The sequence below is a fragment of the Streptomyces sp. CB01201 genome (assembly GCF_002803085.1).
Lineage (GTDB): Bacteria > Actinomycetota > Actinomycetes > Streptomycetales > Streptomycetaceae > Streptomyces > Streptomyces hundungensis.
Genome location: NZ_NNBJ01000010.1, coordinates 21,735 through 36,450 on the forward strand (window position 1 = coordinate 21,735; position 14,716 = coordinate 36,450).

At 73.3% G+C, this 14,716-nt stretch carries 13 protein-coding genes; 7 read left to right on the forward strand and 6 right to left on the reverse strand.

From position 1 onward, the window contains the following. Positions 1–4: 4 nt before the first annotated feature. Positions 5–1,042 carry a rod shape-determining protein gene (locus CG740_RS20710; RefSeq protein WP_100576697.1) on the reverse strand — a complete coding sequence of 346 codons (1,038 nt, stop codon included), beginning with the start codon at positions 1,040–1,042 and terminating at the stop codon, positions 5–7. A gap of 289 nt (positions 1,043–1,331) precedes the next feature. Next, positions 1,332–1,898 carry a hypothetical protein gene (locus CG740_RS20715; protein ID WP_100576894.1) on the reverse strand — a complete coding sequence of 189 codons (567 nt, stop codon included), beginning with the start codon at positions 1,896–1,898 and terminating at the stop codon, positions 1,332–1,334. A gap of 147 nt (positions 1,899–2,045) precedes the next feature. On the opposite strand from CG740_RS20715, the gene CG740_RS20720 reads away from it, so the two are divergent. Then, a complete protein-coding gene (locus CG740_RS20720; RefSeq protein ID WP_100576698.1) occupies positions 2,046–2,741 on the forward strand; it encodes an SCO2400 family protein in 696 nt (231 codons plus the stop codon). A gap of 115 nt (positions 2,742–2,856) precedes the next feature. On the opposite strand, the gene CG740_RS20725 is transcribed toward CG740_RS20720, so the two are convergent. Next, the gene (locus CG740_RS20725; RefSeq protein ID WP_100576699.1) at positions 2,857–3,279 is read right to left on the reverse strand and encodes a MarR family winged helix-turn-helix transcriptional regulator; all 423 of its coding nucleotides are present in this window, start codon (positions 3,277–3,279) and stop codon (positions 2,857–2,859) included. Positions 3,280–3,450: 171 nt separating this feature from the next. Here CG740_RS20725 and CG740_RS20730 point away from each other — a divergent pair, with 171 nt between their 5' ends. From CG740_RS20730 to CG740_RS20750, 5 genes are all read left to right on the forward strand, one after another. Further along, positions 3,451–4,485, forward strand: a complete 1,035-nt coding sequence (locus CG740_RS20730) for an NADP-dependent oxidoreductase (protein WP_100576700.1) — start codon at positions 3,451–3,453, stop codon at positions 4,483–4,485. 179 nt (positions 4,486–4,664) lie between these two features. Beyond that, positions 4,665–5,090, forward strand: a complete 426-nt coding sequence (locus CG740_RS20735) for an organic hydroperoxide resistance protein (protein ID WP_100576701.1) — start codon at positions 4,665–4,667, stop codon at positions 5,088–5,090. A gap of 161 nt (positions 5,091–5,251) precedes the next feature. Further along, entirely contained in the window at positions 5,252–6,067 is an 816-nt protein-coding gene (locus tag CG740_RS20740) for an EI24 domain-containing protein (protein ID WP_100576702.1), read from the forward strand. Between the two features lie 153 nt (positions 6,068–6,220). Then, positions 6,221–7,111, forward strand: coding sequence for a hypothetical protein (locus CG740_RS20745; RefSeq protein WP_100576895.1), 891 nt, complete (start codon positions 6,221–6,223; stop codon positions 7,109–7,111). A gap of 62 nt (positions 7,112–7,173) precedes the next feature. Further along, on the forward strand, positions 7,174–8,571 hold the full coding sequence (locus CG740_RS20750; RefSeq protein ID WP_100576896.1) for a PepSY-associated TM helix domain-containing protein: 1,398 nt from the start codon (positions 7,174–7,176) through the stop codon (positions 8,569–8,571). Positions 8,572–8,641: 70 nt separating this feature from the next. Here CG740_RS20750 and CG740_RS20755 read toward each other — a convergent pair whose 3' ends face one another. Both CG740_RS20755 and CG740_RS20760 read right to left on the reverse strand, forming a co-directional pair. Further along, complete coding sequence (locus CG740_RS20755) at positions 8,642–9,910, reverse strand: pyroglutamyl peptidase (RefSeq protein ID WP_442802842.1); 1,269 nt, start codon at positions 9,908–9,910, stop codon at positions 8,642–8,644. Positions 9,911–9,980: 70 nt separating this feature from the next. Further along, a complete protein-coding gene (locus CG740_RS20760; RefSeq protein ID WP_100576703.1) occupies positions 9,981–10,613 on the reverse strand; it encodes a TetR/AcrR family transcriptional regulator in 633 nt (210 codons plus the stop codon). A gap of 121 nt (positions 10,614–10,734) precedes the next feature. Here CG740_RS20760 and CG740_RS20765 point away from each other — a divergent pair, with 121 nt between their 5' ends. Further along, the gene (locus CG740_RS20765; protein WP_100576704.1) at positions 10,735–13,221 is read left to right on the forward strand and encodes a beta-glucosidase family protein; all 2,487 of its coding nucleotides are present in this window, start codon (positions 10,735–10,737) and stop codon (positions 13,219–13,221) included. Between the two features lie 398 nt (positions 13,222–13,619). Here the strand turns inward: CG740_RS20765 and CG740_RS20770 are convergent, their stop codons facing one another. Continuing rightward, positions 13,620–14,513: an SGNH/GDSL hydrolase family protein gene (locus CG740_RS20770; RefSeq protein ID WP_100576705.1), complete on the reverse strand. Its 894-nt coding sequence runs from the start codon at positions 14,511–14,513 to the stop codon at positions 13,620–13,622. Between the last annotated feature and the right edge of the window lie 203 nt (positions 14,514–14,716).

Genomic DNA, 14,716 nt, shown 5'->3' on the forward strand with positions numbered 1-14,716 from the left:
GCGGTCACTCGGCCAGCGGGTCGAGGACCATCGGCTGGATGCGGCCTTCGAGCATCGAGCCCAGGCCCTGGATCGCGCAGACGTCGGGGCGCTCCGCGATGTGCACGGGCATGCCCGTGGAGTCGCGCAGCATCTGGTCGAGGCCGGGGAGCAGGGCGCTGCCGCCGACCATCATGATGCCGCGCTCGGCGAGGTCGGCGACCAGGTCGGGCGGGCACTCGCGGAGCACCTTGCCGATGCCGTCGAGCACCGCGGTGAGCGGGGTGTGGATGGCGCTGCGCACGGCGGCCGTGTCGACCAGGACCGAGCGGGCGAGGCCGGTGGCGACGTCGCGGCCGTGGATCTCGGTGGACGCGGGGCCCTGCGGGGTGAGGCCATTGCCGTGCAGGGCCAGTTGCAGGGGGCGTACGGACTGGCTCGGCAGCATCAGCTCGTGCTGATGGCGCAGGTGCTGGATGACCGCGTGGTCGATGGCCTCGCCGCCGACGGGGATGCGTACGGCCGTCACGATCGCGCCGAGCGAGAGCACGGCGATCTGGGTGGTGGCGGCCCCGCACACCATGATCATGGTGGCGGTGGGCTGCTCCACCGGGAGCCCGCAGCCCACGGCGGCCGCGATGAGGGTGTCGACGAGCTCGACCCGGCGGGCGCCGAGTCCGACCAGGGTCTCCATCGCGGCGCGCTGGGCCAGCGGGTCGCTGTCGTGCGGGGTGCAGGCGGCGGCGCGCAGCCGGGGCTTGCGGCGCAACTGGCGGCGCAGCTTCTCGCCGATCAGGTGACGCAGCATGCGCTGGGCCATCTCGATGTCGACGACGGTGCCGCCGGACACCGGGCGGGCCACGCGGATGTAGTCGGGCGTGCGGCCCGTCATCTGTTCGGCGAAGGCGCCGACGGCGATGAGGGCGCCGGTACGGGTGTTGACGGCGGCCACGCTCGGCTCGTCCACGACGAGTCCGGCTCCCTTGACGTAGACCCGGGTCCTCGCGGCCCCGAGGTCGACGGCGACATGGCAACGGCGCAACTGCTCAAGACTGACGGTCACGGCAGATCCTCCCGAGAGCGGTACTTAGTTCGCATCTTGCGACCGCCCGGGGACCGGCGCGCGCTGGGATGCGCCGGTCGGGGAGGGGCCGGCTGACGACCAGCCAGGGAGGGTCCGGCTGACGACCAGCCAGAAAGAGCACGCCCATGCGGACGCTCGCGCGGAACGCGCACGCGTCGCAGGTGGAACCCCCTCGCGTCGCCTCAGTGGAACGCGCTCTCGTCGGCTCGGCGGAACCCCCTCTCGTAAGCGCCAGGGTGACGGCTCAAGGTGGCGGCCTCACGGGGTGTCAGGGCAGGAGGCGCTGGAGCAGCCCCCAGGTGAACTCCGCCACGCGGGTGCCGCCGCCGGGCAGGGTGATCGACAGCTGCCAGCGCGTCGGCGCCGAGCCCTCCATCGGGCGGGCCGGGGCGTAGGCCCGCGCCACCTCGTCCACCGTGCACGACCAGGGCCGCAGATCCTCCTCCCGGTGCAGCTCGGGGCCCGGTATGCCGGGGGCTCTGACCAGCCATTCGTTCCACACCGCACCGCCCGGCCCGGCCAGCACCTCGAACCGGAGGTCCGGCCAGAGCGGCACCGGCCACAGCTGGGCCTCGCAGTCCAGGTCCCCGATCCGGCGCCGCACCACCGCCTCGGGCGGCCCGAGCACCGAGCGGTAGCGGGACAGCGCGCCACGGGAGCGGGCCGAGCGGAGCATCGCCTGCCAGCGCTTGTTGGCCTCGCGCATGTCCGCGATGGAGGCGCCGAGTTCCTGCCGTGCGTCCTCCACGAGGGCCGGCTGGTGGTCGGCCATCCGTCGCAGCAGCACGAGTTGGAAGTCCAGCGGACCGAACGGCCGCGTCACGGTTTCCGTCATGACGTCCATCCTGCCCGGCCCCACTGACAACGCCCCGGTCCATGGCGATTCGTCACGCGGCCACGCCCCGGAAGCCGCCCTTCCGCACAAGATCCACACAACTGCGGCCCCTTTTGTCTCCCGGCCGCCGCATAGCCTCCCTGGGCCATGGATTACTGCCACTCCTGCCGACGGCACCTCAACGGCGCACTGGCCTGCGCCGGTTGCGGAACACCCGTGGAGGCGCTGGCGCCCGCGCCCGAGGACGAGCTCCTGGTGTACGCCGGTGCCGCGTCCGGCGGCCCGGAGGTGCGCGCGCCGTCCGGCCATCGTCGTGCCCAGGGCCGAGGCCGAAGCGGGGGCCGGGGCCGGCGGGCCCGGCGCAAGCGGGGCAAGGCGATCCTCTTCGGTGGGGCCGGTCTCGTGCTGGTGGCCGGGGCGGTGGGATTCGTCCAAATGGCGATGGAGCCACCGGTGCACGACCGGGCTTCGGCGGTCCGGGAGGACCAGGAGATCTCCGACCCCCAGCCGCTGCCGTCGGGCAGTGCGGCGGGGGTGCCGTCCGCGCCGACGGCGAAGCCGGGCTCCTCTCCTGGGCGGGACCCTGGTGCGGGGGCGCCCGCGCACGGCGTGGAGGTGGCCGACGCGCACACGGTGGGGCCCTCGCCCAAGCCGTCCCGCTCGGCCGCGCCGCGCCCCGGGCCGTCCTCGTCGTCGTCCGCGCCGGTGCCTTCCGGTTCCCCCGCGGCGTCCGATTCGCCGACGCCCGGTGGGCCCCCGTCCTCCGAGCGGCCTCCGCCGCCACCGCCACCCAGTCCGAGCCCCTCGCCGACGTGCAGGCGCTTCCTGTGGTGGTGCGCCTGACCCGCCGTTGCCCGGGTTCCGCCCCCGGGCCGCGGCCGTGGGCTGGTCGCGCGGTTGCCCTGCCTCTTCGGCCTCTTCAGCCTCGTCGGGGCGCTGGCTCGGCCCCTTCGGGGCGCTAGCTCCCCAGCATCCGCTGGAGCAAGTCCCTCAGCACCCTCCGCTCGTCCGCGGACAGCTCGGCCAACGGCTCCCGCGCGAAGTTCAGGGAGTCGCGCAGGTGCGTGGCGGTGGTGAGACCGTCGGGGGTGGGGGCGGCCAGCTTCACTCGGCGGTCGGCCGGGTCGGGGCGGCGTTCCACCAGACCGCGGGCCTCAAGGCGGTCGACGATGCCGGTGATGTTGGACGGTTCGCACTTCAGCTTCTGGGCGATCCGCCGCATCGGCATCGGCTCCAGGGACAGCAGCCCGAGGACGCGGGCCTGTGCGCCGGTGAGGGAGTGCTCGGCGGCGGCCCGCTCGTACTCCTCGTAGTAGCGGCCGACGACCGTGCCGATCAGCTCGACTACTTCGAGGCTCAGGGGATCCATGCGAGAGGCCATGCCCTCAGCCTATCGAGTTACTTGACAATCTCAAATATCCGGGCGCATTGTTCTTTCAGCACCTGAAGTATTTGGGCGCCCGACGCGGTGACGAGACCCGCGCCGTACCGGGTACCCGTACTGACGTACCCGATCCATCGATCAGCCCTTGTTCGCAGGAGGACACCCCCCATGGCCACCTCGCCCGTACTCCCCGCCACCAGCCGTGAATGGCACCTCGTCGCCCGCCCGAACGGCTGGCCCGTGCCGTCCGACTTCGCGCTGCGGGAGGCTCCGGTCGCCGAGCCTGCGGCCGGGCACATCCTGGTCCGCAACCTCTTCATGTCGGTCGACCCGTACATGCGCGGCCGTATGAACGACACGAAGTCCTACGTCCCGCCGTTCCAGCTGGAGCGGCCGATGGACGGCGGCGCGGTCGGCGAGGTCGTGGCCTCCGGCGACGAGCGGTTCGCGGTCGGCGACCATGTCCTGCACGGGCTCGGCTGGCGCGAGTACGCCGACGTCGACGCCAAGCACGCCACCAAGGTGGACGGCGGGCTCGCGCCGCTCTCCGCCTACCTCGGCGTGCTCGGCATGCCGGGCCTCACCGCGTACGCGGGCCTCCTGGAGGTCGCCTCCTTCAAGGAGGGCGACGCCGTGTTCGTCTCCGGCGCGGCCGGTGCCGTGGGCAGCCAGGTCGGCCAGATCGCCCGGCTCAAGGGTGCCTCGCGGGTCATCGGCTCGGCCGGCTCCGACGAGAAGGTCAAGTGGCTGGTGGAGGAACTCGGCTTCGACGCCGCGTTCAACTACAAGAACGGCCCGGTCCTGGAGCAGCTGCGCGCGGCCGCCCCGGACGGCATCGACGTCTACTTCGACAACGTCGGCGGCGAGCACCTGGAAGCCGCGATCTCCACGCTCAACGTGCACGGTCGCGCCACCATCTGCGGCATGATCGCGGCCTACAACGACACCGAGCCGTCCCCCGGCCCCCGCAACATGGCCATGATCATCGGCAAGCGTCTGCGGCTCCAGGGCGTGCTGGTGGGCGACCACTACGGCATGCAGCAGCAGTTCACCGGCGAGGTCGCCGGCTGGCTGGGCTCCGGCGAGCTCAAGTACAACGAGACGGTCGTCGAGGGCATCGAGAACGGCGTGGACGCCTTCCTCGGCATGCTGCGCGGGCAGAACACCGGAAAGATGGTCGTCTCCCTCGGCAAGCAGGCGTAAGCGGCCCCCTTGGATCCTGTCTCCTCGGGTACGCGACCGTCGGCACCCCGCGAGCACTGCGGGCGCCGAGTGACCCATCGCACACTCCGCCTCACGGTTTCCGCGATCCGATAAGGTTTTTCCACATCCCGGCGGCCGTGAGGCGCGAGCGGCCGCGTACCCAGGAGGAGCACCCCAGCATGTCCATTCAGAAGTCCGAGGTCCTCTACACCGCCGTCGCCACCGCCGAGAACGGCCGTGACGGCCGTGTCTCCACCGACGACGGTCAGCTGGACGTCGTCGTCAACCCGCCGAAGGAGATGGGCGGCAACGGCGCGGGCACCAACCCCGAGCAGCTCTTCGCCGCCGGCTACAGCGCCTGCTTCCAGGGCGCCCTCGGTGTCGTCGCCCGCAACGAGAAGGCCGACATCTCCGGCTCGACCGTCACCGCGCACGTCGGCATCGGCAAGAACGACGACGGCTTCGGCATCTACGTCGAGATCACCGCGACCATCCCGAACGTGGACCGCGCCACCGCGCAGGACCTCATCGAGAAGGCCCACCAGGTCTGCCCGTACTCGAAGGCGACCCGCGGCAACATCACGGTGAACCTCGCCGTCGCGTAACCGCAGCACCTGCCGCCTGGTATCGGGCGGACAGCGAAGGGCCGCGCCCCGACAGGCGCGGCCCTTCGGCGTGAGCGACGCCCGGCATCATCGTCCCGGCGCCGGGACCGGCCGGTTGTGCGGCAGGTTCCGGGTCTTCGGCGGCCGGATAGGGTCGGCGCATGCGTGATCTAGGGACAGGTTTCGGATATCTGGTCAAGGGGCAGCGCTGGGCGGCCGGACACGGCAAGTCGCTCGGCATCGGCCTGCTGCCCGGCCTCATCACCCTCGTGATGTACGGGGGAGCCCTGGTCGGACTCGCCTACGGCGCCGACGACTTCGTCGGCTGGGCGACACCCTTCGCCGACGGATGGGGCTCCCCCTGGCTCGCCCTCTTCCGCGGCTTCCTGACCGTCCTGGTCTTCGCGCTCGGCCTGTTCCTCGCCGTGATCTCCTTCACCGCGGTGACCCTGCTCGTCGGACAGCCCTTCTACGAGAAGCTGTCCGCCGACGTCGACCGGGCCGAAAGCGGCGGCGAGGCCCCCGAGTCGGGCCTCTCGCTCGCCCGCGAACTGTGGATATCGGCCCGCGACTCCCTGCGCATCCTGGTCCGGGTGGCGTTCTACGGCCTGCTGCTCTTCGGCCTCGGCTTCGTCCCGGTGATCGGCCAGAGCGTGATCCCGGCGATCGGCTTCTGCGTCACCGGCTTCTTCCTCGCCGAGGAGCTGACCGCGGTCGCCCTCCAGCGCCGCGGCATGGAACTGCGTCCCCGCCTCACGCTCCTGCGCTCGCGCCGTCTGCTGGTGCTCGGCTTCGGCGTGCCCCTCGCGCTCGCCTTCGTCGTCCCGCTGGTCGCCGTCTTCCTGATGCCGGGGGCGGTCGCGGGCGCGACCTTGATGGTCCGGGATCTGCTGGGCGAGTCGGCCGAGCCGGAGGACGCCACCGCCGGCACCGCCGACGCGACCGGCCGCCCGGCGGCCCCGACGCCGGCGCCCTGAGGCCTGAGCCCTGGCGACCGGCGCCACCGTCGACAGGCACGGCCCTACCTGCCGTGGGCGCTCGTCGAGCTGGCGGTGATGGAGTGGTGGCCGCCGTCGCCGGTTGACCCCGACGGCCGGGCGCGCGCCGGCCAGTGGCATGATCTGGCCGTCATGACGAATGCCCGGTCGCCGCTGCGCACCCTGCGGGCCGCGATGTTCGCGGCGCTGTGTGTGGCGTTGGCGGCGGTGGGGCACGCGGCCATGTCCGGCCACGACATCCCGATCCCCGTCCTGCTCGCCGCGTTCGCCGTGACGGGAACGGCGGCCTGGTGCGCGGCTGGGCGGCGGCGCGGGCTCCTCGCCATCGCGGGCGGCCAGGTCGCGGCCCAGGGGGCCCTGCACTTCCTCTTCGCCCGCGCCCAGCCGATGTCGATGACGGGGATGCCGGGCCCGGCGCACGGGCCGTTGCACCCGATGCCCGAGCCCACGTCCATCCCTATGTCCATGTCCATGCCCATGCCGACGTCCATGCCCATGCCGACGTCCATGGGCATGCCGCTGTCCATGCCGACGATGACCTGCGGGGCGCGGTACGCCCACCTCATGCCGGCCGCCCCCGACGGGCAGATCATGCCGGGCGCGGCGGACATGCCGGCCATGCCCGGCATGGCAGCGGAGCCCATGGCGGCCGCGGTGGGGCAGGCCCACGCCCTGGGCATGGGCGCCGCCGCGCATGCGATGTCCGGCGGCATGCTCGCCGCCCACCTGGTGGCCGCGCTGATCTGCGGCATCTGGCTGTGGCGCGGCGAGGCCGCCGCGTTCCGGCTCGCCCGGGCCGTCGGTGCTCTCGGGGTGGTGGCCACCCGTCCGCTGCTCCGGGCGCTCCACCTCCTACGGACCCACGTGCCCGCGCCGCCGCGCCCGGTACGCGCGCCGCGTCCGCACCACCGACCGCTCCCGGGGCTGCGCGGAGCGGTGCACGGCCATGCCGTCATCCGGCGGGGGCCGCCGGCGGGGGGAGCCGTCCGAGCCACGGCCCCCGGCCGCTTCGCCCTCAGCTGATTCCGTACGAAGGCGTGGCCAGGGGTCCCTTCACCCTGCCCACGTCGATCGTCAGGATCCTCATGTCCGTGGACACCCCTGCGCGGGAATCCGCACCACCCACCATCCCAAAGCCCGGCCTGTGGGCGGCACTTCGCCCGCTCGCCCTGCGGCTGCACTTCTACGCGGGCGTGCTCGTCGCCCCGCTCCTCTTCGTGGCCGCCCTCACCGGCCTGCTCTACGCCCTGTCCTTCCAGGCCGAGAACATCCTGTACCGGCATGAACTGCGGGTCCCGGTGGGCGAGTCGGCCAAGCCGCTGACCGCGCAGGTCGCCGCCGCGAAGGAAGCGCATCCCGAGGGCGAGGTGACCGCCGTGTGGCCGGCACCCGAGCAGGGCGCCACCACCCGGGTCCTGATGAGGGCCCCGGGCCTCGCCGACGACGAGTCGCTCGCCGTCTTCGTGGACCCGTACACCACCGACGTACGCGGCGCCCTCACCAGTACCGGAAGCTCGGGCGCCCTGCCGCTGCGCAGCTGGCTCTCCTCCTTGCACGCCGACCTCCAGCTCGGTGAACTGGGCCGCAACTACAGTGAAATGGCCGCCAGTTGGCTCTGGATCGTGGCGCTCGGCGGGCTCGCGCTGTGGATCGGGCGGCGCCGGAGGATGCGGCTGCTGCGGCCCGAGCGCGGGGCCACCGGCCGCCGCCGCACCCTGTCCTGGCACGGCTCGGTCGGCCTGTGGGCGGTGACCGGTCTGGTGCTGCTCTCGGCCACCGGCCTCACCTGGTCGCGGTACGCGGGCGAGAACATCGCCGAGCTGAAGGACAGGCTCGGCGGCGCCACCCCCACGGTCGCCGCGGCGACGGCGGGCGGTCTGGGCGGGGCGGGTCACGAGCACCACGAAGGCATGGCCATGCCCGGCGCCGCGCCCTCGGCGCTCACCCTCGACCAGGTCGCCGCGACCGCCCGCGACCAGGGCGTACGGGCGAGCATTCAGATCAGCCTGCCCGGCGCGGGCAAGGGATTCGTGGTGCGTGAGCGCGACACCGAGTTTCCCGTGCACCTCGACGCGGTGGCCGTCGACCCCGCCGACGGCCGGGTCATGGACGTGCTGCGCTTCGCCGACTACCCGCTGCTCGCCCAGCTGACCCGGTTCGGCATCGACGCGCACATGGGCGTCTTCCTCGGCCTGCCCAACCAACTCGCCCTCGCGGCACTCGCGTTGGCGTTGATGGCGCTCATCGTCTGGGGCTACCGCATGTGGTGGCAGCGCGGTCCGGTCAGGGGCCGCGCCCCGGGCCGCCCGCAGCCCAGGGGCGCCTGGCGCAGGGTGCCGCTGCCCGCGCTCGCCGCACTGGCGGCGGTGACCCTGGTGGTCGGCTGGTTCGTGCCGCTGCTCGGGATCGGCCTGGTCGCGTTCCTCGGCGTCGACGCCCTGCTCGGTCTGCCGGCCCGGAGGAAGGGGAAGGCCGCGTCCTGAACACCCCTGGCCCCGCGCGCGGTTGACGCGCGCGGGGCCCGCCGGTCCGCGCCGATCGGCCGGCTCGGGGCTACTCGGCCGCTGTCCGCACGATCGCCCGGATCTGCGCGACGATGTCGAGCCGGTTGCGTACGAACTGCGGGTCCGTCACCGTGCCCGTCGCCGGATCGGTGTTGCCGTCCCCGAACTGGAGCACCGGGGTGTGCACATGGCCGCCGGGGATGCTCAGACCCAGGCGGTCGCGGAGCAGGGTGGCCCGGTAGGCGATCTCGTTGGAGAGGTAGTCGCCGCCGCCCCCGGCCCGCGCGGCCGAGCCGGGCGTCGGTCCGTCCGGCCGGTCCACCGGGGCGGTCGCGCCGGCCGGGATCTCGGTGACGTCGGTGTGGTCGTACACCGGGAAGCGTCCGGTGCGCGCGGCCACGATGTCCCGGTACGGCAGCGTCGTACGGGTCCACTGCGGCTGGGTGGTGGGGTCGTTCACCGGGACCTGCCCGGTGCTGGAGGCGTTCACGTTGTCCGGGAAGCCGCCCCGCCAGGCCCCGTTGAACCGCTCGACGTCGATCCGGCCGACCCGGCCCTGGCTCACCGTGGTGAACAGGTCCACCTTCGGCAGCACCGGGGTGAGCGCCCGTTCGACCACGCCGTTGGCGAAGTCCTGCCAGCGCACCGGGAACGTCATGGTCTCGATCCGGGCGCGCTGCCCGTCGGCGGTGCGGATCCAGGTGCCGTCCAGGGCGAGCGCGGTCGCCCCCGACGGGTTGCTGATCCGGATGTCGCTGTCCAGCGTGAACGGGTCGAAGCCGGTCAGCAGGATCCGCTTGTAGCCCCCGCCCGCGGGATGGTCGACGGTGGTCTGCCCGCGCGAGGTCTGCTCGACGCGGTCGATCAGCGCCGCCCGTTGCGTCTCGGACAGGGCGAACTGCGGCTTCCAGAGCCTGAGTTCACGGGTCAGGCCGAGCCGGGCCCAGTACAGCGGCCGGTCGTCGTCACGGCTCAGATCGCCGCCGGCCGGGCCCCGGCCCTGCACCCGGTCCACCGCGCGCCGCCACAGCCGGGTGCCCTCGCGTTCGACGAGTTGCCGCGCGGTGCCGTAGGACCGCGTCGCCTCGATCGCGCGGGTGAACTCCGGTGCCACGTCGTCGAATCCGCTGCGGGCCAGGATCTCCTGGGGCACCGCCTGATCGAGCCGCTGCTCCTCGACCGTGGCCTGCCGGGCCTCGGCCGTGGTCTGCCGGGGTCCGGGCGCGGCCTCGGCGGGGGCCGGGCCGAGCAGCGTGCAGAACGTCATCGCCGCCACCGCACAGCCCAGTTGTGCCACCCGTACACGTCGTCCCACCACAGGTCCTTCCGTCCGTCGAAGTCCGGTGGCGCCCAGTATTCGCAAGGAAGTCCCGTGTGCATAGGGGGACTTATGAGCCGCCGGGACAGTCGCCCGGGGAGTCGGCCGGGAGGCCGTCCGGTGCCCCTTCCGGTCCGTGCAGCAGCGTCACGAAGTCGTGGAAGGCGGCCGCCATGTCCACCGCGCCGGGGTCCAGCAGCCACTGGTACTGGAGGCCGTCCATCACCGCGGTGAGCAGCGGGGCCGCCCGCTCCGGGGTGAGCCCGCCGGGCAGCCGGTCGCCGAACTCGGCGCGCAGCACCCCCGTCATCTCCTCGCGCACCTGGGTGTAGCGCCGGGTGAAGAACGGACGGGCCGGATGCCCGTCGGTCACCGATTCGCCGAGCAGCGCCGAGAACGTCTGGACGATGCCGGGCCGCATCGCGTTGTACTCCACGAGGGCCGCGAGCAGTTCCAGGCGCCAGCCGTCGGGGGAGGCCCGCCGCCCGCCGGTGTCCCACTGGTCCCGCTCCTCCAGGACGGCCACGAGGAGGGCCTCCTTGGTGGGGAAGTAGTGCAGCAGGCCCTGCTGGGTGAGGCCGACCCGCTCGGCTACCGCGCCGAGCGAGGCGCCCCGGTAGCCGCGCTCGGCGATCACCTCCAGGGCCGCGCGCAGGATCTCCGCGCGCCGCTCCTCGCTTCTGGCGCTCCTGGTCCTCGCCATGTCCGCCCCCGTCTCGTGCTGGTCCTTCGTGCTGGTCCTTCGTACTCCGAGAGGACCGTACGGCATTCGATTATCACGGACAGGTAACTAACCCTACCGTTCTACAGGTAAACCGGTCACCATGGGTGCCACCAGTGGACTTCTCCGAGGAGGTACGGCCGTGGCCGGTGCACCCGTTTCCACCCCCGACTACAGCGAGGCCGTCGAGGCGGCGCTGGGCAAGCTCGACCTGGAGGCCAAGGCCCGGCTGCTCGCCGGACAGGACATGTGGTCACTGCCCGCGCTGCCCGAGATCGGGCTCGGCTCCCTGGTGATGTCCGACGGCCCGATCGGGGTGCGCGGGGTCCGCTGGACCGCCGAGGACCCCTCGATCGCACTGCCCTCGCCCACCGCACTCGCCGCCACCTGGGACCCGGAGCTGGCCCGCCGGGCCGGCACGCTGCTGGCCCAGGAGGCCCGGCGCAAGGGCGTCCACGTCCTGCTCGCGCCGACCGTGAACCTGCACCGCTCGCCGCTCGGCGGCCGGCACTTCGAGTGCTACTCCGAGGACCCGTACCTGACCGGCGAGATCGCCTCCGGCTACGTCGACGGCGTCCAGGGCGGCGGCGTCGGCACCACCGTCAAGCACTTCGTCGCCAACGACGCGGAGACCGACCGCTTCACCGTCGACAACGCGGTGGCCCCGCGCCCGCTGCGCGAGCTCTACCTGGCCCCCTTCGAGGCCATCGTCGAGAACGCCCACCCCTGGGGCATCATGTCGGCCTACAACCAGGTCAACGGCACCACGATGACCGAGCACCGCTACCTCCAGAACGAGGTGCTGCGCGGCGAGTGGGGCTTCGACGGCTGCATCGTCTCCGACTGGATGGCCGCCCGCTCGACCGTCGGCGACATCCTCGGCGGCCTCGACGTCGCGATGCCCGGACCCCGGACCGTGTACGGGGACGCGCTCGCCGCCGCCGTCCGCAAGGGCGACGTGGACGAGTCGGTCGTCGACGACGCCGTACGCAACGTGCTGCGCCTCGCCGCCCGGGTCGGCCTCCTCGACGGCGTCCCCGGCGCCGTCCCCGAGCCGCCCGCCGCCCTCGACGGCCAGGCCCTGGCCCGCGAGGTCGCCCGCCGCGCCTTCGTCCTCGTACGCAACGAGGACGGGGCCCTGCCCGCCGACCCGGCCCGCGTCCGCAAGGTCGCGCTCAGCGGCGCCGCGGCCCGGGACGCCCGGGTCCTGGGCGGCGGCTCGGCGACCGTCTTCCCCGAGCGCGTGGTCTCCCCGCTCGACGGCCTGGCCGCGGCGCTGCCCGAGGGCGCCCTCACGTACGCGGTCGGCGCCGACCCGAGCGATGAACTCGCCCCCGCGGACCAGGGGTTCGAGCTGCGAGCGGTGTGCCGGGACGCCGAGGGCAACGTCCTCGGCACCGGCTCGCTGCCCAGCGGCCAGGTCCAGTGGATCGGCGACGACCTGCCCGCCGGGGTGACCCACGAGACGCTGCACTCCATCGAGGTCACCGGCACCTTCACCCCGCGCGAGAGCGGCGAGCACAGCTTCGGCACCCGGGGCATCGGGGCCTTCGTCCTGTCCGTCGGCGGCCGTGCCCTGTGGGAGGGCGCCGAGTCGATGAGCGACGCGGCCGACCCCTTCGAGGCGTTCTTCGGCGCCCCCGCCGAGCGCGGCCGCGTCCGGCTCACCGAGGGCGAGCCGGTCGAGGTGTCCCTGCTGCACACCGTGCACAAGATGCCCGACGCCCCGCTCACCGCGGTGATGTTCTCGCTCACCCACCTCGGCCCGCAGCGCGACGCGGACGAGCTGATCGCCGAGGCGGTCGAGGCGGCGCGGGACGCCGAGCTCGCCGTGGTGGTGGTCGCCACCACCGACCGCGTCGAGTCCGAGGGCTTCGACCGGCGCGATCTGCGGCTGCCCGGGCGCCAGGACGACCTGGTGCGCGCGGTCGCCGCGGTGAATCCGCGCACGGTGGTGGTCGTCAACTCCGGCTCCCCGGTGGAGCTTCCGTGGCGCGAGGAGGTCGCGGCGGTGCTCCTGAGCTGGTTCCCCGGCCAGGAGGGCGGGGCCGCGCTGGCCGACGTGCTGCTCGGCCACGAGGAGCCCGGCGGTCGCCTGCCCACCACGTGGCCGGCCGTGCTCGGCGATGCGCCGGTGACCGAGGTGCGGCCCTCGGAGGGACAACTCCCTTACGCCGAAGGCTTGTTCATCGGCTACCGCGCCTACGACCGGGCCGGGGTGGCGCCCGCCTACCCCTTCGGGCACGGGCTCGGCTACACCACCTGGGAGTACGAGTCCCTGGAGGTGACCCCCGCGCTCGCGAAGGTCCGCGTCCGCAACACGGGTCCGCGCGGCGGGCGGGAGACCGTCCAGATCTACCTGGCGCCGGTCGCCGACCCGGTCGAGCGTCCGCGCCGCTGGCTCGCCGGTTTCGCCTCCGTCGCGGCCGCGGCCGGGGACTCGACGGAGGTCGAAATCCCGCTGCGCGGGCGGGCGTTCGAGGTGTGGGACGAGGCGGAGGGAGCCTGGACGTTCGTCCCGGGCCAGTACGAGGTGCGGGCCTGCGCGTCGCTGACGGATGCGCGGCTTTCGGCGACGCTGGAGGTCTAGGTGCCGGGGGTCGGGGGTGCGCGGGGTTTCGACTGCGGTCCGCCGGGGGCCGTCGCGCGGTTCCCCGCGCCCCCGGGCTTTCCCCCACCCCGCCCCTTCCCGAAACCCTCCGGGGGGTGAAGCGACCCTGGGGGCTCCGCCCCCAGACCCCCGTTCGCGCCTCAAGGGCGCTCGTCCTCAAACGCCGGACGGGCTGAAATGCCCGATGCGGGCCAGCGCGGAGGCCTTTAGGGGCGCGGGGAACTGCGCGACCAGCCACGCACGGTCCGCAGCCGAACCGAGCGGGGCCCGGGGCGCAGCCCCCGGAAGCCCACCCACCCCCATTCCACCCCCGGAGGGTTGCGGGAAGGGGCGGGGCGGGGCGATTCCCGGGGTTTGGGGCGGAGCCCCAGGGGTGTTCAGCGTGCCGCCGTCACCTTGCGGTACGCGATCTCCGCCAGATGCGTCTGGCCGTCCTTGCTGGGGTGGAACCAGTCCCAGGGGCTCAACTGGGTCCCGTCGAAGGCGTAGTCGAAGACCGCCCCGCCGTCATAACGGCAGGCGCGGTCCTTCGCGCAGACGTCCCGCAGGACCCCGTTGTACGCCACGACCCGCGCGTACACCGCACCGCGCCGCGCCGTGGCGGCGGCCCCGAGGTCGTCCGCGTCGGCCAGCATCGACTGGCAGATGCCCAGCTTCCAGATCTGCTTGCCCAGCGGGCTGCCGCGCCCGGTCGACCAGAGGCGCTTGAGGTCCGGCACGCTCGACACGTACACCTGGGACTTGGGGGAGACCGCGCGCAGCCTGCGCAGTGCCGTCTGGAACTCGGTGCGGAAGGACGCCACCGGCGTCATCGCGGCCACATCGTCGCGGCACGCGTCGTTCGCGCCGGCCATCACCGTGACCAGGCCGGGGTGCTGAGCCGCCGCCAGGTCCATCTGGGCCGGCAGGTCCGCCATCCGCGCGCCGGTCTTCGCGTAGTTCCAGCTGCTTGCGGGCGCCGCCGCGCCCAAGAGGCGGACCGCGAGCGAGTCGACCCGGGGGTCGCTGCCGGTCGCCCAGGAGACCTCGGGGCAGTCGGCCAGGACCGTACAGGCGTCGAAGCCGCGCGTTATCGAATCACCGATCGCGGCGACGGACTTCGGGCTGCGGTTCCAGGCGGGGGAGGGGCTCGGCGAGGGCTTCTTCGACGCGGACGGGCCCGCCGCGGAGTGGCCGTCGCCGGACTCGCAGCCCGCGGTCAGGGCGAGCGCCGCCGCGGCGAGAACGGCGGCCGCGGTGCGGACGCGACGGCTCCGGTGGCTGTGCTGCATCCCGGTCCCCCTCCGTGCGGCGGTCGTCGGTCCTTCGCGGCGTCCTCGCGGGTGAAACCTTGGTGTTCGAAGGCGCTCCGACCGACATTACGACACCCTGGGCACAGCTCCGCGCGGTAGCTTTGGCCCGTCCAGCCAGAGGAACCACGCCAGACGGCTCCGGTAAATTACATCACGTCACATACTGTCCCATTTCAGGAGAT